This window comes from Brevundimonas sp. MEB006b, assembly GCF_030209705.1.
In the GTDB taxonomy this organism is placed as follows: Bacteria; Pseudomonadota; Alphaproteobacteria; order Caulobacterales; family Caulobacteraceae; genus Brevundimonas.
The window spans coordinates 54,264-80,060 of record NZ_JARVRL010000002.1 but is presented as its reverse complement, the minus strand read 5'-3'; the positions used below and the strand labels follow the sequence as shown (position 1 = coordinate 80,060).

General features: G+C 61.6%; 21 protein-coding genes. 3 read left to right on the top strand and 18 right to left on the bottom strand.

Annotated features, from left to right (window positions below; genetic code table 11):
- Window positions 1–107: 107 nt before the first annotated feature.
- The 4 genes from QRN13_RS02000 to mobV form a co-directional block, all read right to left on the bottom strand.
- On the bottom strand, window positions 108–1,181 hold the full coding sequence (locus QRN13_RS02000; protein ID WP_284876640.1) for a tyrosine-type recombinase/integrase: 1,074 nt from the start codon (window positions 1,179–1,181) through the stop codon (window positions 108–110).
- Window positions 1,178–1,429: an XRE family transcriptional regulator gene (locus QRN13_RS01995; RefSeq protein WP_284876639.1), complete on the bottom strand. Its 252-nt coding sequence runs from the start codon at window positions 1,427–1,429 to the stop codon at window positions 1,178–1,180. The genes QRN13_RS02000 and QRN13_RS01995 overlap by 4 nt, the downstream gene beginning before the upstream one ends.
- Window positions 1,426–1,836: a hypothetical protein gene (locus tag QRN13_RS01990; RefSeq protein WP_284876638.1), complete on the bottom strand. Its 411-nt coding sequence runs from the start codon at window positions 1,834–1,836 to the stop codon at window positions 1,426–1,428. Before QRN13_RS01990 ends, QRN13_RS01995 begins: the two co-directional genes overlap by 4 nt.
- 202 nt (window positions 1,837–2,038) lie before the next feature.
- Window positions 2,039–3,163: a MobV family relaxase gene (gene mobV / locus QRN13_RS01985; RefSeq protein WP_284876637.1), complete on the bottom strand. Its 1,125-nt coding sequence runs from the start codon at window positions 3,161–3,163 to the stop codon at window positions 2,039–2,041.
- Between the two features lie 277 nt (window positions 3,164–3,440).
- Between mobV and mntA the strand changes: the two genes are divergently transcribed.
- Window positions 3,441–3,743, top strand: coding sequence for a type VII toxin-antitoxin system MntA family adenylyltransferase antitoxin (mntA, locus tag QRN13_RS01980; protein ID WP_284876636.1), 303 nt, complete (start codon window positions 3,441–3,443; stop codon window positions 3,741–3,743).
- Here the strand turns inward: mntA and QRN13_RS01975 are convergent.
- From QRN13_RS01975 to QRN13_RS01955, 5 genes are all read right to left on the bottom strand, one after another.
- On the bottom strand, window positions 3,740–4,144 hold the full coding sequence (locus tag QRN13_RS01975) for a hypothetical protein (RefSeq protein WP_284876635.1): 405 nt from the start codon (window positions 4,142–4,144) through the stop codon (window positions 3,740–3,742). The two genes, mntA and QRN13_RS01975, sit on opposite strands and share 4 nt — an antisense overlap.
- Window positions 4,145–4,307: 163 nt before the next feature.
- Window positions 4,308–7,367 (bottom strand): restriction endonuclease, encoded by a 3,060-nt coding sequence (locus QRN13_RS01970; protein WP_284876634.1) that lies wholly within the window; start codon window positions 7,365–7,367, stop codon window positions 4,308–4,310.
- A 4-nt stretch (window positions 7,368–7,371) separates the two neighbouring features.
- Window positions 7,372–9,498 (bottom strand): site-specific DNA-methyltransferase, encoded by a 2,127-nt coding sequence (locus tag QRN13_RS01965; RefSeq protein WP_284876633.1) that lies wholly within the window; start codon window positions 9,496–9,498, stop codon window positions 7,372–7,374.
- Between the two features lie 5 nt (window positions 9,499–9,503).
- Window positions 9,504–10,178, bottom strand: coding sequence for a DUF4391 domain-containing protein (locus QRN13_RS01960; RefSeq protein WP_284876632.1), 675 nt, complete (start codon window positions 10,176–10,178; stop codon window positions 9,504–9,506).
- Window positions 10,175–13,420 carry a helicase-related protein gene (locus QRN13_RS01955; protein WP_284876631.1) on the bottom strand — a complete coding sequence of 1,082 codons (3,246 nt, stop codon included), beginning with the start codon at window positions 13,418–13,420 and terminating at the stop codon, window positions 10,175–10,177. Before QRN13_RS01955 ends, QRN13_RS01960 begins: the two co-directional genes overlap by 4 nt.
- A gap of 392 nt (window positions 13,421–13,812) precedes the next feature.
- On the opposite strand from QRN13_RS01955, the gene QRN13_RS01950 reads away from it, so the two are divergent.
- Window positions 13,813–14,664 (top strand): hypothetical protein, encoded by an 852-nt coding sequence (locus QRN13_RS01950; RefSeq protein WP_284876630.1) that lies wholly within the window; start codon window positions 13,813–13,815, stop codon window positions 14,662–14,664.
- A gap of 172 nt (window positions 14,665–14,836) precedes the next feature.
- Here QRN13_RS01950 and QRN13_RS01945 read toward each other — a convergent pair whose 3' ends face one another.
- The 3 genes from QRN13_RS01945 to QRN13_RS01935 all read right to left on the bottom strand — a co-directional run bounded on the left by QRN13_RS01945 (window position 14,837) and on the right by QRN13_RS01935 (window position 18,333).
- On the bottom strand, window positions 14,837–16,312 hold the full coding sequence (locus tag QRN13_RS01945) for a hypothetical protein (protein WP_284876629.1): 1,476 nt from the start codon (window positions 16,310–16,312) through the stop codon (window positions 14,837–14,839).
- Between the two features lie 72 nt (window positions 16,313–16,384).
- Window positions 16,385–17,482, bottom strand: a complete 1,098-nt coding sequence (locus QRN13_RS01940) for a Fic family protein (protein ID WP_284876628.1) — start codon at window positions 17,480–17,482, stop codon at window positions 16,385–16,387.
- Window positions 17,483–17,592: 110 nt separating this feature from the next.
- The gene (locus tag QRN13_RS01935; protein ID WP_284876627.1) at window positions 17,593–18,333 is read right to left on the bottom strand and encodes a hypothetical protein; all 741 of its coding nucleotides are present in this window, start codon (window positions 18,331–18,333) and stop codon (window positions 17,593–17,595) included.
- 637 nt (window positions 18,334–18,970) lie between these two features.
- On the opposite strand from QRN13_RS01935, the gene QRN13_RS01930 reads away from it, so the two are divergent.
- Window positions 18,971–19,762 (top strand): DUF7847 domain-containing protein, encoded by a 792-nt coding sequence (locus QRN13_RS01930; RefSeq protein WP_284876626.1) that lies wholly within the window; start codon window positions 18,971–18,973, stop codon window positions 19,760–19,762.
- 12 nt (window positions 19,763–19,774) lie between these two features.
- Here QRN13_RS01930 and QRN13_RS01925 read toward each other — a convergent pair whose 3' ends face one another.
- Genes QRN13_RS01925 through QRN13_RS01900 form a run of 6 tightly spaced genes read right to left on the bottom strand, consistent with a single transcriptional unit; the run spans window position 19,775 to window position 25,773 of the window.
- Window positions 19,775–20,653, bottom strand: coding sequence for an RDD family protein (locus tag QRN13_RS01925; protein ID WP_284876625.1), 879 nt, complete (start codon window positions 20,651–20,653; stop codon window positions 19,775–19,777).
- On the bottom strand, window positions 20,643–21,665 hold the full coding sequence (locus QRN13_RS01920; protein WP_284876624.1) for a stage II sporulation protein M: 1,023 nt from the start codon (window positions 21,663–21,665) through the stop codon (window positions 20,643–20,645). Before QRN13_RS01920 ends, QRN13_RS01925 begins: the two co-directional genes overlap by 11 nt.
- A complete protein-coding gene (locus QRN13_RS01915) occupies window positions 21,662–22,978 on the bottom strand; it encodes a DUF58 domain-containing protein (RefSeq protein ID WP_284876623.1) in 1,317 nt (438 codons plus the stop codon). The genes QRN13_RS01920 and QRN13_RS01915 overlap by 4 nt, the downstream gene beginning before the upstream one ends.
- Window positions 22,975–23,931 (bottom strand): AAA family ATPase, encoded by a 957-nt coding sequence (locus tag QRN13_RS01910; protein ID WP_284876622.1) that lies wholly within the window; start codon window positions 23,929–23,931, stop codon window positions 22,975–22,977. Before QRN13_RS01910 ends, QRN13_RS01915 begins: the two co-directional genes overlap by 4 nt.
- A complete protein-coding gene (locus tag QRN13_RS01905) occupies window positions 23,918–25,144 on the bottom strand; it encodes a DUF4350 domain-containing protein (protein WP_284876621.1) in 1,227 nt (408 codons plus the stop codon). Before QRN13_RS01905 ends, QRN13_RS01910 begins: the two co-directional genes overlap by 14 nt.
- Window positions 25,141–25,773: a DUF4129 domain-containing protein gene (locus tag QRN13_RS01900; RefSeq protein WP_284876620.1), complete on the bottom strand. Its 633-nt coding sequence runs from the start codon at window positions 25,771–25,773 to the stop codon at window positions 25,141–25,143. Before QRN13_RS01900 ends, QRN13_RS01905 begins: the two co-directional genes overlap by 4 nt.
- Window positions 25,774–25,797 lie beyond the last annotated feature (24 nt).

Below are 25,797 nucleotides of genomic sequence, written 5' to 3'. Positions count from 1 at the left end.
GAAATGCGATCTCCGATCAGACCGTTAGGCGGTCTGAGGTGGAGACAAGTTAGCGTTAGACTGACAGCACCGCCACCTTGCAAATTTTATCGTATATTTTCATAGTCTTATTCTCCTGACTGTCTAACCGCAGGTGCCCGGTTAGACAGATTTTGTTCTGCTTGCGTACTTTGCCCGATGCGCTTCATGGCGCTGTCCGCCAAGTCGCGGCGCCCCGCCTCTCGCGTGTACCGTTCGACTTCTTTGAGAGTTTGGTGGCCGGTGATGGCCATAATCTCGTGCGCCGAGCAGCCGGCCTCTGCGAGTCGCCGTGCTGCAGCTTTACGCAGACCGTGCGCCGAACAGTGAGGTAACTCTGCCCGCTCTGCCGCCTTGCTAATCCAATTGCCGAAGCCTTTTGCGGTGAATGGTTTGCCCTGTTCGGTCGTCAGTAGAACCAAGTGTTCTGATGGACGTGCGGCAAGGGAGGCCTTGAGCTGCGGGTGTTGGCTTATGTCGACGAGCTGGCCGGTCTTTTCCTGCCGGACCGTGACCCGCCCGCCTTGAACCTGCTGCTTGGTCATTTGCCTCACATCGCCCGATCTTTGGGCGGTGTAGAGTAGAAGGTCGAAAGCCAGCCTTTCCTTCGTCCCAACGGGCCACCGCCGCTCAAAAGCAGCGACTTCAGCTTCGGTCCACGTATGAAAGCCCTGACTGCGATAGCGGAGCATTTTCACGCCTACGGTTGGGTCGCTCCTCACTAGACTTCGCGCCATCGCGAACCGCATAACCGCCCTAAGCACCTTGAGCATGTTGTTGGCCGCTGTCGGTACTGCTGCCTGCTTGTCCATCTGTCCCCGGATGTGCCGCGCCTCCAACAGGGCGATGGGGTTGTCGCCGTACTTGTCTCGATAGCGATCGAGAATTCCCCTGTAGGTTCGCTGTGTCGCTTGGCTCAAGCGTTGGAAGTCAGCGGAGGCATAGTACGCGACGGCGAGGGCATGGACTGATCCAGGCTTGGTCCGATCCGCCCCCACAATTGATGGCGCGGCCGAGGAGGCAGCGGCGTACCAACTCCACCACGCAACGGAATCGAACGTCTCGCGCGTCTGACATTCAGGCAGACCCTTCTTACGAAACCGCCACCGCATATTGCCGTGGCGATCGTAGTAGTAGCTGACGTTGCGGGGGCGCTTGGTCATGCAGCGGCGTCCCAAGGATTGTGCAGATCGGCAACACCGTCGTCCGGAAGCGCCCAGAAGGCCCGGTCTAGAGCATCTCGGTCCCAGACCTTTCGCCTGTCGATAATCTTGGCAGGAGGCATACGGCCGTCCGAGACCAACTGATCAAACTTTCCGACGCTGACACCGATGTAGAGGCTCGCCTCGATACGGCTGATGCCACGAGGCGGAAGGCTGTTCGGCAGACTAGGGGGGACTTTCGCGGTCATCTTGCAGCCGCCGTCGCATCCGTGAATGTGACAAGTGGAAACCTAGAGTTGCCGCAGAGCACACTTGCGATCATCGAGAGGTCTAGCACGCCCCAAATGGGTCCAAGGCGGCGACTTGATAGCTCGACAGCCAAGATGTCTTCATCAAGACCAACCACATGGTGGGATCCGCCAACGTCTTGCCGCAGGAGCACCAAGGGTTCGGGATGTCCAAGAAGCGCATCCAACTCCCTAGCGATTTCTGCCTTATCGTCTCGCGTCCATACCGTGCGGCGGCAGACTTCGGTGATGACCGTGGGGGCGAAATGCGCCGCAGGCCCCGCCGTCTCGCCCAGGGGTAAACCCAAACGGTTCAGGCCAAGTCGGATAGCAATTTGTGCAGCATCAAAGACATCGTAGGGGCGCACGCCTTCGCCACGCTCAAGCAGCCCACGTCTGCGCCAGTCTCGGACCTGGACTTGGGTTAAGCCCGTAAGGCGCTCGACCTCCAGGGACCCGAATCTTTCAAGCGTGAACTTACCAAGCGGAATGGATATAGAGCGCATTCGTGAGTTATCTCACGGAAAAGGCAGCAAGGCAATAAAGTGTGAGCCGTCACACGTTTCTGCTTCATCGCTCACGGTCGTGACTACGGTCGATGATCCTGGCTGAGGTCGAATAAATTTCGATCAGATCGCCCGGCTGAACATTTGCGTTCACCAGATCGAGTGCAGCAACGGACGAAGGAATCTGGTGAATGACACCAGTGCCTCTTTCTTCGAGCTCTATCAGATGGTCTTCGCCCGATCTGGGCTGAGAGATGCCCCGGAACCAGCCCGTAATCACGCGGGCTGCTTCACGCATTCTCCGGGCTGTCGAGGCGAGCATGCGCGTCAGTAAGTCTTTGTCATCGGGGCTCAGACCCTCGAAAGGTGCTTCCAAAATCCCAATACGGTCTTGGGCGACCTTCAGCGCCTTCGTGAGCGCTCCCACCTTCTTGGCCTGCGCCCGCTCTCGCTTGGCGATTTGTCCCGCCTCTGATCCGCGCTTGATCAAAGGCTCGACGCTCTTCAGGGTCGCGTCCGCAACGCGTCGCGCGAAATCTGCGTCCGTCTCAACGGTTTCGCTGAACAGCTTTTGCTCAAGAACGAGCCGCTCAGATGGGAAGTCTACCTTAGGTATCGTTCGCTCAGCTGCCTGCACATGGGCGTAGTATTCTTTAATCGTTTGATGGCGAGCGACGCTTCCTTCCTCGCCGCGCTCAAGCCCGTAACGAAGGCCGACCATTTGCGCAAAATCGGTCTGCATCGCCGAAAGCACCGCCCGCCCTCCTAGCCATTTTTTGGCGTTCAGCTTTTCGCCGTCCCTGGGCACAACGTAGGCAATGAGGTGGGGCGACGTCTCATCCCGGTGCACATGGGTCGAGACGACATTGTCCGCCCCATGCCGTTGAAGCAGCCACTCACGCGCCGCGCCGAAGTAGCCGGCGTCGTCTCCGCCTTGGGCGAAAAACTCCGGGCTGGCGCCTATGAAATACTCGATGCACAGGACTGCGTCTGAACGCCGCTTGTCAGGCAACAGTGCTTTGATGGCTGCCTTGATTTCATCATCCGAGGTCGGGCCGTGATGCTCATTGTCGCCCAGCCTTAACGGATCCGCGTTCGGCGTATCTCGTGTGCGGAAGGTATGCGAGAGACTCCCGCCGATTTCTCCAAAGGATTTCAGTTTCGCTGTCCGGAGGATCGCATAGCTCATATTTTGGAGTTTAAACCAAGCACTCCAGAAGGGAAGGTGTACTCACTACACCTTTGCTTCACAAAGGCCGTTCGGGCGGTGCCTCCACCAAGCCAGTCAAACCGTGACAGTGGGAATGAGAATGTTGGGGAATGGCTCATGACCATGATGAGCGGTCGGTGAGGGACTGGGGGCTTGGTCGGATGTGGTGTGCTGGGTATCGTGCGGCGAGCAATATGAGTTGCCTCCGTCTGTCGCTGCGATGTTGCGGGCGAATGGCATTCCGGGGGAGACGGTTATGATCCGCGAGGAAGTCATAGTTATCCTGCGGTCCTTGCAAGCGGCGCTTCAAGCCCAAGGCATCTCGCATCTCTATCTGTTCGGGTCGTTTGCGCGTGGAGAAGCAGGCCCAAAGTCGGACATCGATCTGGCCTTCGAAGTTGCGGAGGAAATGGACCTAAAATTTTCTCTCCTCGATCAAGCTCGGATCGGCCGCGAGCTGGGAGAGGCGTTGGCCACTAAGGTCGATTTTGTCGAACTCCCATCTCTTCGTCCGCACATCGCCAAGGAAGTAGCCCGCGATCTGATAGTGATATTTTAATCCCATTCAACAACGCCGAGCGTCACCGCTATTCTGAAAAGTCTTTTTGCCTCCATCTTCCGCAGTCGAACTAGGCGCTCGCTATGGGTCTTTTCCACCCACATCTGATCGTCTTCATCGTCGATACCGAATCGATTTTCAAAGCATTCTTTCAACATTAACTTGATGCTGAAGTTGAGATACGTGACTACAAATTCGCTGTCGTCTCTCGCATCCAACAGCCATTCGGCTTGACGATAACTAAGCTCGACGCGTTCTGTTTGGGCGTTCAGGCTGTCAATAAGCACGAGATGTCGGTCATCGACACCATCCTGATCTGCAATTTCCAGAAGGCGTTTCACGATGCCGCGCCATTCGACTGGATCGTGGCGCACTCGAAATAGTTCACGCTCAGTAGCCACTCAACACGCTCCTCATAGGAGGTTGACCGGAACTCAGTACTTAGCGCGCTTCGTATATCGCGATTCTCTAATTGATCGAGCCTCTCTGGGTTGGCTTAGAAGGTACCTTTCGGACAATCTTCGTCTGTTGGACGGCGTGACCGGCGCGCCACCTCTGGCTCAGTTAAGCTGAAATCAGTTGCATCAACTGGTCGTAGTCTGAGACTTGACTAAAGGTCACGCGGTCAGCCACGTCGCGGAAGTAGGCGATGGCACTGTCGATGCGTTGTTTTTCGTCGCCGCGCAGGGCTTCCTTCATTGTGCTGCCCTTGGTTTCGGCGATGAAATATAGGCTTCGCGTGTCCGCTGTCTCTACCGCGATCGCCCAATCGGGGTTATACCCGCCCCCAGGCGTGGGGATTGAAAAGCCCTTCGGCAGCTTGGCGTAAACCACTACTTCTTCAGCCGATTCTAGCCGCTGAGCGAAGTTGCGTTCGTTGGTGGAGTCCACCGCCACGTGATCCAGGACGTGTTTGCCTGCCGCCAGAACGGCGTTTAAGGGCAGGTCGCGGCGATCGGTGTCGAATATCGCCACGTCGTAGGTTTCGCCCGTCTTTTCATACCGAAGGGTCTCGATGGCGAGCGCGACTTTTTCTCGACGGATCAGCTCGGCTGCGCCTCGTAGGAACATTTCGGGGTTCTTGGCGAAAAGGCTGAAGGTGTCCTGACGCACGCCCTTTAGGATCCGACCGACTGTGCCTCGGGTGAGGCGAGTCAATGCCGCCAGCTCGCCCACGAGATCATAGCGGACGTTGGTCGCTACGGCCGTTTGTTCATGCTCGAAACGGGTCTTCTCTTCCTGGAACCCAGCGCCAGCGCGCAGGTCTTCGACGCCGATATCAGTCTTTAGCTCGGCTCCAGAAACAATGACCACTTGACGATCAACTTTGAGATCCTGGTCGAGGCGACGAACGGCGGCAGGCACCAGACTGTCCGTGTCAAAGTCAGTGAAATAGACGGCACGCTGATTGATCCGCGACCACAGCTCCTGGAAGGCGGCCTTCTCCAGGTTCGTCCGGCGGACCCGCGGAGTGACCGTATCGCGGCCGTTGCCGGTCATGTTCGATAGGGCGCTTTGGTCGAGCACCGTGTTCACCAGGGCCACAACGCCATCGGCGTCGTTCGCCAGCACGGCGGGTAGAGCGGGCAGGGAGTTGGTGTCATTGGCTTGGTGCCAAGCGAGGGCGATGTGGTCGCGCTCGTCGATGAAATCGTGCTTTATCAGCCACCGATGAAGGGCGTTGGCTTCGTCGCGGCTTAGCTCTCTCGTGCCCGTGCCAGTGGCCGTCTGGATGGTCTTGCCGGTGAAGTAGGCGACACTAGCTTCGCGCGGCCGCCCCTCCAGCGCCTTCGTCAGCTCGTTCTGAAGGCCCTTGGCGAAGTCTTGGTAGCTTTCGGAGGCAATGACCGTCAGCACGTTGATGTCGTGGACTTCAGGACCGTCTGTCCGGCGGCCTTGATCATCGACGCTGATGCGAAGCCCGCGGCCGACTTCCTGACGTTTGCCGATTTCGTGGTCGGACTGCTTGAGGGTGCAGATCGTGAAGACGTTCGGGTTGTCCCAACCTTCGCGCAGGGCCGAGTGCGAGAAGATGAAGCGTTTCGGTTCCGCCAGGGAGAGAAGCCGGCCCTTTTCCTTTAGGATCAGATCGTATGAGGAGGCGTCCTTTGCCTCGCCCTTCTCGTCGCCACGGGCGTTCACGGATGGGTCGGTCAGCCTTCCCGCCTTGTCGATCGAGAAATAGCCGTCGTGGACGGCGTCTGCCGCGTCCCGCTTCACATATTTGAACCAGGCCTCGTCGGTGGCGTCGAGTTCGGGCAGGCTGGCGACGGCGTCGGCATATTCTTCCTCGAACATCCGAGCATAGTCGCCCGGCACGGCGCCGGTCTCGTCGTACCGGCGGTACTTGGCGACTTCGTCGATAAAGAACAGCGACAGGACTTTGATCCCACGCCGATGCAGCAGGCGCTCACGTTCGAAATGTGCGCGGATCGTTTCGCGGATCTGGACCCGCCGGACGGCGGCCTCATCGGTCTGGCCCTGGACCTGGCCTTCGTCCAACACGACGCCGTTGGTGAAGCTCAGCGTGCGCGTGACCGCGTCGATGTCGGAAACGGTAAAGCCCTGATAGGCAGACAATCCGCCTGAGATATCGAAAAGATCGTCGCCCTTCTTGAGCCAACGTGGGCTTCGCTTGACTGTGCCGCTGTTCAGTACGGTCTCCATATCGACCCGCGCTTCGGGCGGCTTGTCGGCCGAGACGCGGATGTCCGACATGTAGAGGTAGGCGTGGAGGCCGGTCAGACCCTTCACGGTAACGCCGCGCACATTGATTCGCTTGACCAGCTTGCGAGTGTAGGCGTCCAATGCGTCCAGCCGGTGCACGAGGTTGTGCGGCGTCTTGTGGGTGGCTGAAAAACGCAGGGCGATCGGCGCCTTGAACCGGCTCAGTGCCTCTTGCGTCTTTGCGCCCTCCAGGCGCTGGGGTTCGTCCAGGATCAGGATCGGGTGATTGCCCGCGATCAGGTCGATCGGCCGCCGTGACTGGAAGGCGTCCATCTCGCGGAACATCCGCAGGGTCTTGGACTCCTTGCCCTCAGCATTCACCTCGGAGGCGAAGGCCTGGGTGTTGATGACCATGCAGTGCAGGCCAGGGCTGTCCGAGAAGGCCAGGATCGGCTCCGGCCGGCCGCTGTCGTAGATGAAACGCCGGACCTTGTGGCCGTAACGCTCCTGGAAATGCGCCTCGGTGTCTTCAAAGGTTTTGAAGACGCCCTCGCGGATGGCGACCGACGGCACCACAACGATGAACTTGGACCAGCCATAGCGCTCGTAAAGCCGGTACATGGTGTCGACGTAGACGTAGGTCTTGCCGGTCCCCGTCTCCATCTCGACGTCAAGGTTGATGTCGGCGGCCTTGGTCTTGATGAGCTCCGTCGAGGGCGGCAGGTGCTCGCGCATCTGCACACGCCGGATGTTGTCCAGCACCTGGGTCGTGTTGAGTTGCACGGGCGCGTTGCGCAGCCCTGTCTCACCAAACATTGCGGCCTGGTTCGAGCGCCCACGACCCGGATCGATTTGATAGTTGAGTCCTTCGAGGCGCGGCTGGCCTTCGAAGCAATCGACGACCGCCTCGGCGGCCACACGCTGGTAGTCGAGCGGCTTGAACTGCTGGATGGTCATCGTCTCACAGCACCTTGACGGCGGTGTCGGGCGCGCGTTGCTTGAAGCGGCTGGCGACATTCTCCTTCACGGCGTCGCTGGCGAAGCCGTCGTCGCGGAACAGCACTCGCAGTGGCCTCATCGCCGCCATGGCGTCGGCCAGCTCCGTATCGATCCCGCCCTCGGCGTTTTCCGGGCGGGCAAAGCAGGCGATTAGCGCTGCGCCGGCCTCGCCCTCGGTTGGCGGATCGACGATCCAGACTGTCCGACCCAACAAATCTTGGCGACGTAGCGGCAAGGTGATGTCAACGCCCCAGCGGAGCAGAGCGCCGAACAGCAGGTCTTCGTCAGTCCGGTCATCCTTGATGTGGCTGATCAGGCCGTCCAGTGTCGCTTGCGTCGCTTGGTTCGGTGCCACGCGCGTATCTTGGAAGTTGCCGCTATCGATGCGGAAAGCGCGGAAGCCAACATCCACACTAGAATTGCGCTCTACTGCACGCAGGCCAGCCCTCTTGATGCGCTCGCGAGACAAGGCCGAAAGCGTCAACGGCTGCTGACGGGTCTGAAGATACTTGATCGCGTTTCGAGTGGTTGTGCGGGCGGTGCCTGTTGAGGAAGCTAGCGTTTCTTCAAGTCCTTGAGGCAACTGAACGACCACAAACTTTCGCTGACCGCCAAATCGAATGTTCGCGTCAATCACGGCCTCGGCCAGGCTTCCTGATCCAGCGAAGAAATCAAGAACGACAGCATCCGGATCGTTAGCGGTCATATAACCAATAAGCGCCGCAAGCTCCTCGTGGTCCTTGGGATTGGTGAACACCTTGGCCCCCATAAGCGCCCTAAGGTGCTTCACGGCAACCTGAGACTGCTTGTAGATGACCGATGGACGAACTTGCGTGGCCAGTTCTTCCTCTTCGCCACTCTCCTCCTCGTCATCGGGTTCGGAGAATGTCTCGGCGGCGACAGGGCGGAGATGTGCTTTTCGGAACGGCGGGTTGGTGTGATCCTCACGAAATTCGACAAGCCCAAGTTTGATCTGCCGATCCATCTCATCCGGGCTGGCATAGCGCCATCCAGCTTCAGGCACGACGCAGGGTAGGTTCGTCCGGGGATGGATCACGTCATAGGTAGGGCCGTCTCCTCCCGGCCACGAGATGTCCCGATCGCGCCAAGGGCCATTCGCATCGACGCGCTTGTAACGGGCCCACTTCTTGGATGGGTGTCCCTTCGGGAGCGCGGTGAACCAGTCACCTAGCTCCTTCTCTATAGCACCATGAGACGATCCATGTTGCTTACGCAGCCGCACGAACTCATCCCAAATTTCGCGCGCACCGGGCTTTTCTTCTCGCCAAATCTCTTTCCGCTCTTTTAGAACAGCGAGGTTCTTAGCGTAGACAAGCATGTATTCATGACCGACTGAAAACAGCTTGGCGTCGTTCTTCCGGCCTTTTTCCCAAGGCATCTCAGCGATGAAATTGCCCTCTCCGAACACCTCATCAGCGATCCGCCGCAACTGAGACTGCTCGAAGTCATCGATACTGATGAGCATCAACCCGTCATCTCTGAGAAGATTGCGTGCCAACTTCAGGCGCGGATACATCATGTTGAGCCAGTTGGAGTGGAATCGCCCAGTGGTCTCTGGATTTGCAACTAGACGCCCGCCATCCTCGTCACGCTGAGCGGTCTCAGCCTCGTAGCTGCCGCGGCTCTGGGCAAAATTGTCTCTATATATGAAATCTTTACCGGTGTTATAAGGCGGATCGATATAGATTATCTTGATCTGACCTAGGTAGGTCTCTTGCAACAGCTTGAGCGCATCAAGATTGTCGCCCTCGATAAACAAATTGAAGGTCGTATCGAACTGGACGCTGTCTTCGCGCATGGGGCGCAGCGTCTTGTCGATCGGCGCATTTGCGGTCAGCAGCGCCTGGCGCTTGCCAGGCCAGTCCAGCCGGTAGCGCTCCTGAGGTCCTTCGACCAAATGATCGGTCAGGGCCTGGCGTAACAGGTCAAAATCAATCACCGGCTCGCCTCGATCCGAAGCGGAACCCATCGGTCCCTCCGTCACGCATTCGGGAAACAGCTCGGCCAGCCGCGCGATGTTTTGCCGGGTCAGGTCCGGTGTCGTGGCGTCCAGCTTTTCAATCGTCATCCGTGTCAGTCCGTCAGTTCGTTCAAGCGGGCCAGCGCCACGCGCAATTCGCGGTTCTTCTCAACCTGGCGAGCGAAGTCGGTTTCGCGTCGCACCGCCGCCTTCACGCGCTCGACCGCTTTGGCCTGCGTCGCGATTTCGGACAAGCGGTCGGCCTGGGATCGGACGTTTTCATCCGCTCGGGCGGGGTGCGGCCATAGGCTGCGTAACAACCCCGCGTAAAGGCCGTCCAAGTTCACGGCTACGGGCAAGGCCTTCCGTGGCGCCGTCGCAGTGAGCCAGTTCCCACGCCAGTGCTCGTGCATCACGATCTTCGACCGATCCGCATCGCTAGTGCGCTTGAAGGCGGCAACGGATTGGACCTCGAGACCGTCGGGCGAGGGGCGGCTAAGCTCAAACCAAGTCTGTCGGGGCAGGGCCTTGTCGATATGTGCCAACACCCGATCATCGAGTTCACCGCTTCTCAATGACACCTGGATTACCTGAATCTCCGCGACGTCGGCGCCGGCCGGCAGGTTCACAGTGCGTTCGAACAGTTTGAAGGCCCAATCAATCCGTTCGACCTGCGCCTCATAGAGCGCGCGGATCGTCTTGCCCCCGCCGGCCCGTCGGAACAGTTGGTCGCGCGGAATGCGCCGGTCGAGCCGCGCCGCTTCCGGCCAAGCGTACAGTGGGCTCACGCTTGAGCTCGCCGCACCACGATGAAAGCGATCAGTTCGAAGTCGTCCAGTCCCGCGACCTCTCCGACAAGCGCAGTGGTCGGGCCCGCCGAGAACAAGCTGTCCAGGTCCTTCTGTTCCTTGATCTCGACCATCGATCGCACAGCCGCGTTTAGGAGGTCGGAGTACTGCTCCATTCGTCGACCATCGTCCGTCTCCTTGTTGAAGGGGACGAAGAGGGCGGGGTCGGGCTCTGTCCGACTACGCGCCGCGCCGCGCAGAAGGTCCAGCACCTGCTTCGGCTCCGTGTGGCGTACGAGGGCTGTGCCGTCCTCGCGTACATAGACCAGATAGAAGGGATGAAGTCGGTTATGGCCGCGCAGCTCAGTCGAGGCGTCGAGGTTGCGCAGGCAGAAAATAACACCGGGACGCAGCTTGTCGCTGGCCGGGACGATGGCGTGCATTCCTAAAGGCGCGTCGTCCAGGTTGCCGTGCTCGCGCACATAGCTGACCAGATCCATCCGGAAGTCGTTCAGGCCCAAGTCGGTGATGCTGACGCCTTGCCGGACATCCTCCAGGTCAACGACCTCGGTTTGGAGGCGTTTTAGCTGATCGCGCCGATATTCAACGTCGTTCTCGCGAGCCGTCAGCGGGTTGTCGTCGCCAGTGGCCGTCAGATCGGCGATGATCATGCGGCCTTCGACCCGTTCCTTCAGATTGATATAGTCGTTCAGGCTGATGTTCGGCCAATAGCTGACAAGCTGGATGCGATCGTTGGTGCTGCCGATCCGATCGACTCGCCCGAATCGCTGGATGATGCGCACAGGGTTCCAGTGGATGTCGTAGTTCACCACCATGTCGCAGTCCTGGAGGTTTTGGCCCTCTGAAATACAGTCGGTGGCGATCAGGACGTCGATGTCGCGCGGCTCATCCTTCAGGCGCGGGATTTTAGACTTCTTCTTCGATACCGGGGAGAACAGGGTCAGGATGGCGTTGAAATCATGCCCTTGGCCCAGGGTCGTCTTTGGGCCGCCGCTGCCAGTCACCAGGGCGAGGGCGCGTCCATCACCGGCGGTCAGCACCGGAGCCAACTCACGGTACAGATACTCCGCTGTGTCAGCAAAGGCCGTGAAGATTAGGATCTTGCCGTTTCCGGCGTTGATCGGATCGCGTGCCTTGTCCTGAACGAAGCGGATTAAGTGCTGAAGCTTCTCGTCGTCTCGCGGGGTCACCCGGTGCATAGCGTCGAGGAGTGCATCTACGACCGCGACGTCGGCTTCGACGTCGCGCTTGTAGCTGACGAGGTCCATGTCCTCGAAAGCGACCTGCACCTTTCCGCGCTGGATACCGTTCGCATCGCCATCGTCGTCCGGATCGACGTCGATATCGGCCTCGAGGGCAAAGGCATCGGCGCCGCCTCGTTCGTATCGATCAATGGCGGTCAGGGTTTTTCGGTGAACGTCGCCTAGACGGTCGAGCGTCAGCCGAAATGCTTCCACCGAGCTTTCCAGGCGTTTCAGCAGATTGATGCGCATCAACGACTTGATCGCTGTCTCGCGGTCCTTCTGACGAAGATCTCCGCCGGCGGTCTCGGTGTCGTAGAGCTCTTCGTACCGATCCGCCCGACTCTGATGGACGTAGGTGATGGGGGCGTAAACCGCCAAAGTCAGCCGCGTGAGCTCGTCGTAGATTTCCTTGAAGCTAGGCACGTCGTCGCGCGCCGTGAGCGCTGGGCTGAACGAGCGTGGCTTTAGACGTTCTGGGAAGCGGCCGATTTCGGCGGTGTCGTAGTGGGTGGTGATATGGCGCCGTGAACGGGCGATGGTGACGCTGTCCAGAAGCTCGAAGAAGGCGAAGTCCAGCCGATCCATAATGGCGGCTGGCGTGCGGTCCTCCACCGGCAGCTCTTGCCACTCGTTGAAGGCGCGTTGTGCCTGGCGGAAGATTTCCTCAACACTCTGCCCGCTGGACAGTTTATCGGAAAGCGCCCGGCTATTGCCCTCATAGGCTAAAGCCAGCTGGTTGCGCAGGTCGTTGAAGCGATTGTTCACCGGCGTCGCCGACAGCATCAGCACCTTGGTGCGTACGCCCTCTCGGATGACGCGGTTAAGCAAGGCCCTATAGCGGGTATCATCTTCGCCCTGTTCTTGGGTGCCGTCGTCGTTTCGGAAATTGTGGGATTCGTCGATGACGACGAGGTCGTAGTTGCCCCAATTCACCTGATCGAGCGGCATGCCAAAGGCCGAACCTCGGGTTCTGAGCAGGTCAGTGTGGGCCAGGACGTCGTAGCGGAAGCGATCCTCGATCAGAATGTTGGTGGTTAGGTTACGATTATAGGTCAGCCAGTTGTCGGCCAGCTTCTTCGGGCAGAGCACCAGAACCGACTTGTTCCGCAGCTCGTAGTACTTGATCACCGCCAAAGCCGTGAACGTCTTACCCAAGCCTACGCTGTCGGCGAGAATGCAGCCGTTGTAGGTCTCCAGCTTGTTGATCAGGCCCAAGGCCGCGTCCTGCTGGAATTTAAACAGGGTATTCCAGACCCTGGTTTCTCGGAACCCAGTCCGCTCGTTGGGCAGCAAGTCCTCGTTTATGTCCTCAAGGAATGTACGAAAAATCACCGACAGCATTAGGTGGTAGATGCGCGAGGGCGAATTCTCGGCGTAGACGCGTTCGAGCTGCCGACACAGCTCCTCAGTGACATCGATCAAGCGACCGCGTTCGTTCCAAATTTGGTCGAAGAGGCCGCTGTAGCGTTCCAGAGCTTCGAGATCGTCGGCCTTGTTGATCATGGTTAGGTGACCCGGCTGGTAGCCCAGGTCCGCAGCCGTCAGACCCTGAAGCCCGGCGTAAACGGCGCCTCTGCCCTGATCGCCCAACGCGCACATGAACGACGGTATTGGACTGCCTGGATTCGCCTTGAATTTGGCGCGCTCGCGTATCCAGGCGGCGCAATCCCGCGCCAGCGCGCGACTAGTCATTTGATTGCGGAGACGAATCTCGAACGGAGTGCCGCCTAGATCGCGCTTCTGCATCACCGGTGGGATTAGGAACTCGCGATGCGATGCCCGCCCACCGCCGTCAGTCACAAACGATGGACCTGTGAAGATGAAGTCAAATTCGGTCAGTTCCCGTAGAGCAGGCTCGAGAGCTGCGAAGGCGTGAATGGAAAAGCTGGAGGCGCAGATTTTCGCCCGGTTGCTTCGTTTCAACTCATCCTTGAGGTCGTCGCCGAGTAGCTCGGACACGTTGTCGATGATCTTCATATGTGGACTGAACCGCGTTCTGTCTCGAACCACAACCGCAAGTTTGAGCAATTACGGCTGAACTGCCGAATTCTTCACTGGTCCCGAGGCGCGAGAAAATGGACTGGGACCGGCGGCAGTCGACGGCGCGCCTCATCGGCAAGCTTTCACGAGTCATCGCCGCTGCTTGCCGGTAAAAACGAAGGACTTGTCCTCGTCGCCGTCGGACCAGAGCTCAATTGCGTCGGCGAGCGGCAGTCCCTCCCGCTCAGCGGGCAGAAGGGGGCACCGCTCAGCTCACGCGCTTGGTGGATGCCCCGGCTCTGCTCTGAGCGACTACGTCGACAACAGTTCAATCTGAAGTTGGCGATCTGTTCTTGGTGACGCTTCTGCGGAGTCCGCTATGAGGCACCATGGGGGAAGTGAAAATGAATTTTTCTGGTCTTGCTGGCGACGACGAACACACCGCAGTCGAGGGACCATATGCGCGTTTGATGAAGACGCGAAAATGGCTTGTAGTGTCCTCAGGACTTGCTGCGTTGGTGGTTTTGCGGGTGTACGACCCAGTCGCAACGAAAGCGCTCATTCGGATCACGGCGATCCCAGACTGGCTATTTGCTAACGCGGTCCTCGGCGGATTGATCTATCTAATCGTCCAGTACGGCCTGCTGATTTATCAGCTCTGGGTAACGTACGATCTGATCCTAAGTGAGCGGCTCAAATTTCGGCGCGCTGATGATCTTGCAAAAGCCGTCGAGGCGAGCAGGGCTGCCGAAAAGGACCTCGCCGAGGCGAATTCCGGTCTCGTACTAGATGGACCTACACCCGCGATGGTTCGACGCGCGGAAAAGCGTGTTGCGATGGCGGAAAATCAGCTCCAGGCGGCCCAGATGAAGGTCTCGGATGAGAAGCTGCCGGGGACGATATCTTGGACGCTGGCAGATAACGAGGCCGAACAAGCTCTCAAAGATCTTGAAGATGCTCGAACAGCGAAGGAAGCGATTGACGAAGCTGCGGCGGCCCTGAAAACCAAGTTGCAGTCCAAAGCAGCGCGTATTGCCAGCGCGAAATCAAACTATGATCTCGCCACGCGAGACCTTGAATCGTTATCTCGTCAAGATCCTAGCAGCCGAGGTCGATACATCCTTGCCGAGAGGGCGATCGATACCTTGAGATTGGGTCCGCCAGCGGTGGCGTCTGTCGTTGCAGCAGCGAACCTCGTGATCGCATTTCACAGCTGGACCTACCGATGGCTTATGCCGTGACCAGTGTGAATTTTCGCGCACCATGCAGCAGGCGAATGCCCAAACGTCGATGCCGGCAAACAGCAGCTCTACCTCTGCCCTTTGTGCGGCGTCGCACTCACGCCACGCAGAAGCAAGCCCTGTCTACTCGATGTCACTTTTATGGGTCATCGATGCTTGCACAGTCCTGCACCTAGTCGAGATAACCGAGCGCTCTCCCGTAATTCGCGAGTTTCGTCAGCGTGTAGTTCGCAATCTCCGACCTTCCGCTAGATGATCGCCACATAAGCTCGATACGCAATGGTCCAGCATCGGTTTGGGCAAGAATGTCAGTCCGACGGGTCAGGCCCTTGCCGAAATCTTGCTCTACTTGAAAGCTAGTGACTAGACCGGCGTGCTGTAGCGCGGTTCCGACCGCACGGTTGACGGCCACGTCGTTGCTCGACGCGATGGCCGCCAACTTGCGAAACGCCTCAACGCTTTCCGATCCGGGCTTTTTGCCTCTGGGGCGTGGGCCTTGAGTGCCATTCTGAAAAATCGCTGCCATCTCAGTTTGTAGCAGGCGAGCCTTGGCGTCTTCTTTACGATCTGGCTTCAGGCTGAGGCCGGCTTCGCGCATCGTCTTTTTAAGAGTTTCATCTGCGAAGCTTCTGGCAATCGCCGTCGCTGTCAGAAGTGGCAGATGAAGGATTTTGGCACCTAAAACAGTACCGAGAATACCGATTTTGTCTGGGTATCGTTGTAGGTCTTGGACAATGTTCGCGTTGGTGGAAGACATAAGCCTTTCGGTATCGATCTGCGAGAAGCGACCGCGCGTCAGACTGGCGACGTCCCCATCCACGTCGGACCCGGCGGCGACGATAATCCATAATCGACATTGCTCTGCCGCTAGCAGCGTCTCAACCTGGTGCTGCGCTTCCCCTATCTGATCAGTGATCCTAGACAGGAAGCCACCGATTGTCGCTGAGCTGTTCGCAGTCTCCGCGATGGCAGCGTCAGTAAGGCCCAAGTCCGAGAGCGTGGCCCCTTGATTGAGCGTGCTCAGTGTATTTTCGGCAATTTTTACAAATGATGTCTTCGGCGGCCCTTCAAAATCGAGCCACTTTTCCGAAGGACCGAGCAAAGCTTCTGCACCAATCGCGTCTGCCAGTTTAACTACTCTATCTCGAATCGCATCTGTGTTGCAGGGCCAGACCACCAAAGTAGTTCGACCCTTCTCAGAGCGGATGAAGCCGTTGATCGCGTGCAGCCAATCTTCAAGCTCGTTGTCGGTGTAGCCTATCGCGGCTTCGCGCTCTTCAAGAACAACGATCGTCATGACGTCACCCGTCGGTTCGAACCCGTCGAAGAACTGACGAATGCCTATCCCCCCGGGCACGCTCGTGGTCTCGACCCCTGTGCGATAAAGGCCCACCGTGTGAAGAAACGTCGATTTGCCCGCGCCAGACGAACCTTTGAGGATTGCGAATGCTCCTCTATCGGCCCGTTTCATTCTGCGGAATATTTGGTCGATAGCCTCAAGCGATTCAGGCACGGGCTGAACGATTGTGCTCAGCTCGGTGCCAGCACGTCGCCGAAGTGACTCGAAACGGTCAGGTACAACGACCGGCTTCACAACGGCAGGTTCGTCAGGTTCTACAATGTCGTCAAATGCGAAGAGGTCGGCCATGGCACGATGGAACACTGATTCCGGACTAGGTCGAATGCTTAAAGTCACGTGAGCCGCGAACGACTACACGCATCATTCCACGAGCGAATAGCCCGTGCTCCGCCCGCCGCCTGTATCCCTCGCCAATATCCCTCGCCGCACGAGATCGCTGATGTCCCGTAGCGCGGTGTCCGACGAAGTCTTGGCCAGAGCTGCCCACTTCGCGTTGGTCAACTTGCCTTCGAAGCCGTCGAGCAGGCGGTTGAGCACCTTCCTCTGGCGTTCGTTCAGCGGCTGATCGGCCAGGGCTTCCCAGAATCGGGCCTTGCGCATGACGCTGGCCAGGATGGTCTCGGCGCCGTCGAAGGCGCGGTCGAGACAGGCGATGAACCAAAGCAGCCAGGCGGTGATGTTGAGGCCGCCTTTCTGCGTCGCCTCCAGGGTCTCGTAGTAGGCCTTCCGCTCGGCGCGGATCTGGGCGGACATGCTGTAGAAGCGCTGGGCCGTTCCTTCTGCACGGGCCAAGGCAAGGTCGGCGATGGCGCGGGCGATGCGGCCGTTGCCGTCGTTGAAGGGGTGGTCGGTGACGAGCCACAGGTGGGCGACGCCGGCCTTCAGCACCGGGTCGGGCATGGCGGTTTCGAACCATTGCAGGAAGGCCGTCATTTCGGCGTCGAGTCGGTCGGCAGCGGGAGCTTCGTAGTGGACGCGTTCGCGGCCGACCGGTCCCGAGACGACCTGCATCGGGTCGCCGTCCGGGGTGCGCCAGGCTCCGACGGTGATCTTGGTCATGCCGCTGCGGCCCGTCGGAAAAAGGGCGGCGTGCCAGCCGAACAGGCGGTCGGCGGTGAGCGGCTGGGCATAGTTCTGGGTGGCGTCGAGCATCATTTCGACGACGCCCTCGACGTTACGATCCGCCGGGACCAGGCCGACGACGTCCATGCCCAGGCGGCGGGCGATGGAGGAGCGGACTTGGTCTCGGTCTAGGACTTCGCCCTCGATCTCGCTGGACTTCAGCACGTCCTCGGTCAGGGTGCGGAGGACGGCCTCTTCGCGCAGCGGAAAGCCCAGGGCCTCCATCCGTCCGATCAGCCGGCCTTGGCGATGGCGGACGGCGGCGAGCGGCTTGGCGAGAGCGCCGTCGTTCCAGGTCAGGTTGGGCCAGTCGGCCAGTTCATGGATGTAGGTCATATTTGCCGCGCTTTCTGCGGTGAATGTGTAGGCTATTCGCCGCAGGGGCAAGACTTTATCGACGCAAGGCGTGCGGTGAATGTTAGATATATTCGCCTCATGCCTCTCGATCAGGCCGCGAGTTTCTGGGGACCACGGGGCTGCAGTCCGATCGACACGCCTCTCGCCGCCAGCGGCCGGCCGACGAGATCCTTCAGTCGGGCGAACGCCGTGGGGCTGGTACAGGGGATGCGCCGTTCGTCGGGCTCCCATTTGGCGTGATCCAGGTAGCTTACCGCCGCGCCTTCCCCCGCGATCTGGACGACCGCCTGGCGGATGTCGGTCTGCGCAAACGGGATGAGCTGCGCGGGCGTCCCGGCGCCGCCATCTGGTCGTCGGTTTTCGGCGGCGCGAAATCTTGTAATGGGTTCATAAAGGTATTGTCGGTCACCGGTGACCGGTTTTCGTGTCGCTGATGTCCGCTTTTCTGGCGTTTGAGCGGACGCTTGCGTCCGCTTTTCTCGGGTTTGATCGGTCGCAGATGGCCGGTTTTGCGGCGCCTCGGCCGCTTCGTCGGGAACGGTTGCGCGGCAGATGTTGGTGCGGCCGCGTCCCCGGCGGACCTCGACCTCCAGATAGTCGGCGTTCTGAAGCTCTTCGAGCAGGCGGCGCAGTTGGCGGGGGCTGACGCCCAGGCTGGTGGCCATGCTCTCCTGGCCGCGCCAGGCGCCGCCTTCGCAGAGGTTCAGGTCGTGGAGGATGAAGCCGGCGACGGCCTTGGCCTGGAGGCTGATCTTGGGATCGCTGGCGATGCGCTGATGCCAGGCCAGTTTTTCGGCGACGAAGTTCTCGGGGGCGAGGCGGCGGCTCATGAGCGAACCTCCCACGTTGCGACCGGGTAGGGCAGGGGGTTAGATGCCTGTGGCCTTAAGTGTTGTGCCAAGCCCATTCGAACCCCGCCGAGCGCTGTAACGCGGGCGGGGTTTTTCGTGTCCGAGAGGCGTCCCGAGAGGTTAGCCAAACGGGAAAAATCCCTAGGGATTTCAATATGCGCCTTGGCTCCCGTTAGACGAGGTAAGACTATGATATCATGAGAAGAAACGACTTCCTCTCTGTCAGTCACCACTCAGTCCGGTAGGCATCCGACCGGATTGCGATGACGCGCTGCTGGGCGGCACGGACAATCTGCGCCGGGACTCAAAGCCCAAGGGCTGGGCGTTCAGCCGTGCGTTCCACCGCGCGAGCTGACCCGGTCAACGGTTCAAGGAATGCGCTGGCGAGGCTGCGGTGCAGCTTCTACAACTGTGCGACGCATCAGCAGGGGAGGCAGGTTTGCGGGGTGAGGTTCAAACGTTCGACGAGGCGACCGGATTCGGTTTGATCCTCGGCGACGACGGCGAGCGCTATTCGTTCACGAAGGAGGACGTCCAGCCGCCTTCAGTTCTCGAGCGCAGTCAGCGAGTCGGTTTCATCGCCGAGACCGACGGACGCGCACAGCAGATCATCGCCATGCGGCCACCGAGGGTGACCCCCGCGATCACTGGCGGCGCAGGCAGCGGGGTGTTCGACCTTGGTCGTGTGATCCAGCGGACCTTCGGCGCGATCAAGCAGAACGCCGCCGTCTTCTTCGGCGCGGCGGCGCTTCTGGTCGGCGCGCCCAGCATTCTGTCGGCCTTTGGCCAAAGCGCGATGTTGAACGAAGATTTCGGACCGGGCGTCTTGATGATGATGGTAGGCGTGGTGTTGAACTTCGTCGGCCTGTATCTTTTGCAGGGCATGGTGGTGAAGGCGGCCGTGAACGGCTTCAACGGCAAAACGACCGCGTTTGGCGACGCCTTCAACGTCGGGGTTCAGAACTTCCTGCCGCTGTTGGGCCTGGCGATCGTCGCCTCCATCGGGATGATGCTGGGCTTTCTGTTGTTGATCGTGCCGGGCATCATCTTGTCGGTCATGTGGTCGGTCGGCGCTCCGTCCGTGGTGGTCGAAAAGCGCGGCGTCTTCGCCAGTCTGCAGCGCAGCCGAGAGCTGACCAAGGGTTATCGCTGGCAAGTGTTCGGCCTCCTGGTGATCTATGTGATCCTGTCGTGGATCATCGGCGCGGCCATCGGCGGTCTCAGTCTGGCGACCGGGGGAACTCTTACCGGCGGCACGCCCAACCTGGCCGTCAATCTGATCACCGAGCCCGTCGTCAACATCTTGTCCGGGGTCGTCGCATCGGCCGGCGTGGCGGCGCTTTATCACGAGTTGCGCTCAGCCAAGGAAGGCGTCGGCTCTGAGGAACTGGCCTCGATCTTCGATTGATCGCGCGATTCGTCAGACGTCGTGCTTGTCGCGGCGTCTGACACCCATAAGCAGCTTCTGCTCCAGACGGCCACGCAGGGCGGCATAATAGGCGCTGAGGAAGTCCCGATCCGTATCGTACGGGCCACGCGTCCAGCCGATCTTTTTGGCGATACGGTCGGCGACGTCTCGAAAGGTCTTGCGGTCGCCCTGTCGAAGCAGGGTCTCCAGAACATGCAGTTCCTTGGCGCCATAGGCGTCGAGCTGCGCCGGGGTGAAGGCGTAGGCGGCCATCCGCGTCGCCCCGTCTTCGGCCATGTCGCGGATCAGCTTGCGACGCGGCGCGCGCACGACCCAGGTGCCCCCGATCAGGTCGCCGATGCGCAGCCGATCTCTGTTGAACAAAGGGAAGAAGACAAAGATCGCCGCCCAGACGAAGGCCAGCAGATACATCCAGCCGTCGACACCGCCCTCCTGACTGCGGGCGACCAGGATGGACAGGGGCAGGAAAACCTCCAGTTCGCGCATGGCGTTGCGGGCGAAGACGGCCTCGGCCTTCAGCCGTCCGCCGTCGCGCGAGGCGACGCGCAGTCCCATGATCCGCTTGCCCGGCGTGGCGGCCGCCGCTGACAGTTCGAAGGCGGTGAAATAGAAGTTCCGCAGCAGGAAGAAGACGATCAGCCAGATGACCGCGACCATTTCGGCCCCCGTCACGCCGGCCACGGCGGCCCCGGAGGCGAAAGCGAAGGCCGAGGCGATGGTGAAAACGATCAGCACGCCGATGATGATGGCCGCGTCCAATAGAAACGCCCCGGCCCTCTGACCCGCGTCGCCGATGTTCAGCCGCAAATCCACGCCCTCGGGCGTGACGAACGCACGTTCGGTTCTGGATGTGATCGGGTCAGCGGACATGGATCGACTCCGCGACGGCGGAGCGGGGCGCATAGAAATACAGACCCCAGATCAGGGCGGTCGCCGCCGCGACCGCGTAACGCAAGCCGGTGTCGACGATCAGCTGGCGGCCGAACCCTTCCAGCAGCCCCGCGAACATCAGCATCACCACCACGCCGCCCATGGCGATGCCCGCAGTGCGCCCGGCCTCCACGGCCGCGTCCAGCCGTCGTCTTTGACCGGGGAAGGCGACGGCCCAGCCGATCCGCAGGCCTGCCGCACCCGCCAGGATGACGGCGAACAGTTCGGTCACGCCGTGGATCAGCAGCCAGCCGCCCAGCTCGAACCCCAGCCCCCGACTGGCGAACAGGGCGAAAAAGGCCCCCAGGGTCGCGCCATTATAGAGGATCAGCAGGCCCGTCGGCAGGCACAGGGCGAACCCGAGCGCAAAGGCCAGCAGGGCGACCTGGGCGTTGTGGGTAAACAGATAGGCCGCGAAGGCCGACAGGCCTTGCGCCCCGTCCGCGCCGTCCAGGGTGGCGCGCAGGGTCTCGGTCGAGGCGGCGGGATCGCGCCCGCCGCTGAGATCTGCCGGAACGAAAGCGTAGAACCATTCCGGCTCGTGCATCACCAGCCAGGCGCCGACCAAGGCGCCCAGCAGCATCAGGGCCGCCGACACAAGGGTCTCGCGCCACAGTCCCCGCACGGCGGCGGGCCAGTCGGTGCGGAAGAAGGCGACCAGCCGATCCTGAATCGTCGCCCGCGAGCCATAGACGAAGAAATAGGCCCGCGCCGACAGGGTCTCCAGATACTCGATCAGCCCCTGGTCCAGCGAGGTCTCGCGCGCCACCGACAGGGCCGACAGGGTCGAACGATACAGGACCGGAACCGCCAGGATCTCGGCGTCGGTCAGTTTGGACGCGGACCCCTTTTCGGCCTTGTCCATCAGCCGCTCCAGGCGGCGCCAGTCGTCCTCGCGCGCCTGGCGAAAACGCTGGCTCTTCAGCAGGCCTGAGGGGTGCACGTCGGTCACAGCAGATCCCTCCGCTTCAGGTCCAGATAGGCGTTGACGACCTCGGTCCCGACGCGCTCGGCGGGCGCGTCGACGATGTGCGCCCCCATGCGCCGCAACCGTCCGATCACCGTCTCGCGTTCACGCAGCAGGGTTCCGGCGACGACGGCGCGAGAGACATCCTCGGGGGCCTGGGGTTCGACGGCGGTCAGGCCTTCCAGCTCATCGTCGCGCAGGACGACGAACAGGACCAGATGACGGCGCAGCAGCCGCCCCAGCGACTCGATCATAAGCTCGGCGGCCGTGGTGTCGGTGAAGTCGGTGAAGACGACGATCAGCGAGCGGCGCTGGAGCCGGCCCGACAGGGTCGCCAGGGCCAAGGTATAGTTGGTCTCGTGCGTCGAATAGTCGATGCGGCCGACGACGGCCTGAAGGGTGCGAAACGCGTCCAGACCACCCACGGCGCCGGTGGCCACGCGCGGCTGGGAATCGAAGGCGAAGACGCCCGTCCGGTCGCCCGATCTCAGGCAGGCGTAGGACAGCAGCAGCGCCGCATGAATAAAGCGGTCGATGCGCGGCATTCCGCCGACCGGTTCGCTGGCCGCCCGCCCGCAGTCCAGCGCCATGATGACATTGTGGTTTCGCTCGGTGCGAAACTCCTTGGCCAGCAGGGCCGCGTGGCGGGCCGACTGTTTCCAGTCGATGGACCGGCGATCCATCCCGGCCTGAAAGTCGCGCAGGGCCTGAAACTCCGAGCCCTCGCCGATCTCCAGTTGGGTCTTGGCGCCGAACAGGGCGTCGCGGGCGAACAGGCGAACGGCCTGATCGCGGACCCATTGCAGGTCGGTCAGGACCGGCGCCGCCAAATCGAGGGCGAAGGTTTTCTGCTTCCAGGCCAGGCCCATCGGTCCATGCCAGCGGACCCACAAGGCCTTCAGGTCGGCTGCGCCTCGGCGATTGGGCGTGAAAGGAAAGGCCAGGACAGCGGCGCGATCCGACACCGTCGCACGGCGCGACGCCTCGTCCAGCCCCAGCCGGGCGTCGCCGGACAGGGCGGCCTCGACGGTCTTCGGGGCCGGGCCTCCGGCGTCGAAACGCACTGTGAGTTCGGCCCGGTCGGACCGCCCGACGGCCGCGCGCACCGGCCGAGGCTCGTCCAGTTCCAGCCGGGAGCGCGAGCCGCCGCGCAACGCGTCGAAGGCGACGAGCAGCAGGACTCCTGCGATCCAGACCGGCCCGGCCAGCCAGCCCGCAGGCGTCAGGACGCCGGCCAGCAGGGCGACGGGAACGCCCGCCGCCATCGCCGTCACCGCGCGTCGGGTGGGGTAGATCACCGGGGCGCCGCCACCTGATCCACCAGGCCGGCCAGCACCTGTTCGACGCGCCGTCCCTCGATCTCGGCCGCAGGCGACAAGACAAGGCGGTGACGCAGGGCCGGGATGGCCAGGGCCTTCACATCGTCGGGAATGACGTAGTCGCGGCCGTCCAGCGCCGCCCGCGCCCGCGCCGCGACCGCCAGCATGGCCCCCGCACGCGGGGACGCGCCGGTCTCCACATCGGCGGATGTCCGTGTCGCCCGCACCAGGCCGGTGATGTAGCCGATCACCTCGTCCGTCAGGCGCACGTCCGCGACCGTGTTCACCGCCGCATCGATGACGGCCGCGTCGGCGACGACCTCGACCCCCAGCGCGACCGGGTCCATCAGGCCGGTGCGCGAACCGTGGGCGGCGACGATGGCGCGCTCCTGCTCCAGGCTGGGATAGTCGAGCACCTGTTTGAACAGGAAACGATCCAGTTGGGCCTCGGGCAGGGGGTAGGTGCCCTGCTGCTCTATGGGGTTCTGGGTGGCGACGACGGTGAACCGTCGGCTAAGGGCGTGGGCCTCGCCGTCGATTGTGATGTGACGCTCCTGCATGGCTTCCAGCAAGGCGGCCTGGGTCTTGGGCGGCGTGCGGTTGATCTCATCCGCCAGCAGCAGTTCGCAGAAGATCGGCCCGCGTGTCAGGGTGAAGCTGGACGTCTGGAAGTTGAACAGGTTCGATCCGATGATGTCGCCGGGCATCAGATCGGGCGTGAACTGGATGCGGCCGTAGTCCAGACCCAGGGTGCGCGCGAACGTCTGGGCCAACAGGGTCTTGGCCGTACCGGGCGGGCCTTCCAGCAGGACATGGCCGCCGGCGAACAAAGCCGTCAGCAGCATATCCACGGCGTCTTCTTGGCCGACCACAGCCTTGGCGATCTCGGCGCGAATGCGCTCGGCGATCGCCTTCACTTCATTGACGTGCACGGGTCAGCTCCTGGTTCCAGCGATGTAGGGCGCCGGCGACCCGCATCAGGTCGGCCGGCGACTTGGCGGCCCGGGCCTGTTCGGCCAGGGCGGTGTAGGTTTCGGTCGCGCCGGTGGTTCGGCCGACACGGTCGAGGAAGACGTCCAGCGCCCCCTCGTCCAGATTGCGCGGCGCCCCGATGGCGCGGGCGACTGCGGCGCGCACCAGAAGGGCGTAGGGCGCGGCCATCCGGTGTTCGCGCCGCGCCAGGCGAACGAGACCGGCGGTGTTGTCCGCCAGTCCGCGCTTGCCCAGAGCGATGACACGGCTCCTCTCGCGCGCCGGGCCGAAGCGGACGGCGGCCTGGAAACCGGCGAAGGCGGCAAGCGCGACCAGCACCAGGGTCATGCCGACCAGCGGCGGTTCCAGCATCAGCCGCAGCATGTTGCGCGTGCGTTGGAAGCCGTGCAGCGTCAGGTCGAACATCACCGGCGCCTCATCGGCGCGCAGGATGTCGATCAGGGCGACGGCGGTTGTCGCCCCGTCGAGGGTCTTCAGCGCAGCCGTGTCGATCAGGTCGGGATCGGCCAGGACATAGGTGCGCAGTTCGCGGTGCATGGCCAGGACAGCCCGGCCCTGGTCGTCGACCACGACCGGGATCCAGTCGGGGCCCTCCAGGGTGCGCAGCGCCTCGATCCGGACCGGCCGTCCGAACGACGCGCCATCGGGACGGCGCAAGGCGACGGTCGCGCCGCCTTTGCGCTCGGTCAGTTTCAGGCCGCTGCGCAAATCTTTCGGCAGAGACGCCACCACGCTCTGGGTCGGTTGCACGCCCACAGTCTTCACCCAGCCGGCATGGTTCGCATCCGGGATGGAGGTCCATTTGGGCAGGACGATCAACGTCGCGCCGTAATGCTCGATGTCGTCGATCTGTTCGGGTTTGGTCTGGATCGACGGCGTCAGGATCAGCAGGCTTTCGTCCGACGTTTCCGAAAGCGTCCCCCGGTTCATCACCACCGGCACGCCCACGCCGCGCAAGAGAGCGGCCAGACCGCTGAAACCGGTAGACGACCGCGACAGGGCATGGCCGCCGCCGTCGTTGCCGGACTTGAGTTCCGGCGCATAGGCCGAAAGGACGCCGAGTCCCGCCAGGGCCACCACCCCGACCAGCAGCACGACGATCATGGTGATCGGCGAGAACCCGCCGCCTGCTGCACCTTCGGATCGGCTCATGCGCGCCAGCCCTCGGGCAGGGCGAAGGCCTCATAGGCTTTGCGGCAGTCGGCGAAATCCTGGGCGCCGACAGATGCTCCGCCGAACAGGCTTCGCTCCACCATCCGGCCGATCAGGTCGAACGCGGGTCGCGCGGCGTCCGGCAGGGCCTTCAATCGGGCGATCTCGCGGGTGGTCAGCGAGACGCGCACCGCGCGGGGCTGGCGCTGTTCGATGTCCTGAACGCTGCGCAACAGAAGCAGATGGGCGGCGTCGGCATACAGGCCGCGCGCGGCCAGGGCGTCGGCGTCGGCCAGCAGATCGCGCGCGGCTTGCGCCTCCGGACGCCACTGCGCCTCCGCCACGATCCTGGGTTTCTTCGGTTTCGCCGGCGGGGCGCGCATCCGAAGGACTTCCCGCACGATGGCGTACAGGATCAAGCCGGCGACTATCAGCAAACCGATCCAGAAGACCCATTTCAAAACAGGCGCGATGAAATGAAGTGCGTCGCCGATCCAGTGCAACCAGCCGGGCGGCTTTATGTCGGGGCGCTCGAAACCGACCCGGTCGAATTGGAGAGATCCATCCTCCAGCAGGCGGGCATGCGCCTTGGCCAGGGCTTCATCTGTGGGCGAAGCCCGATCCTGCATCTTGAAAACGCACCCCTACCCAAC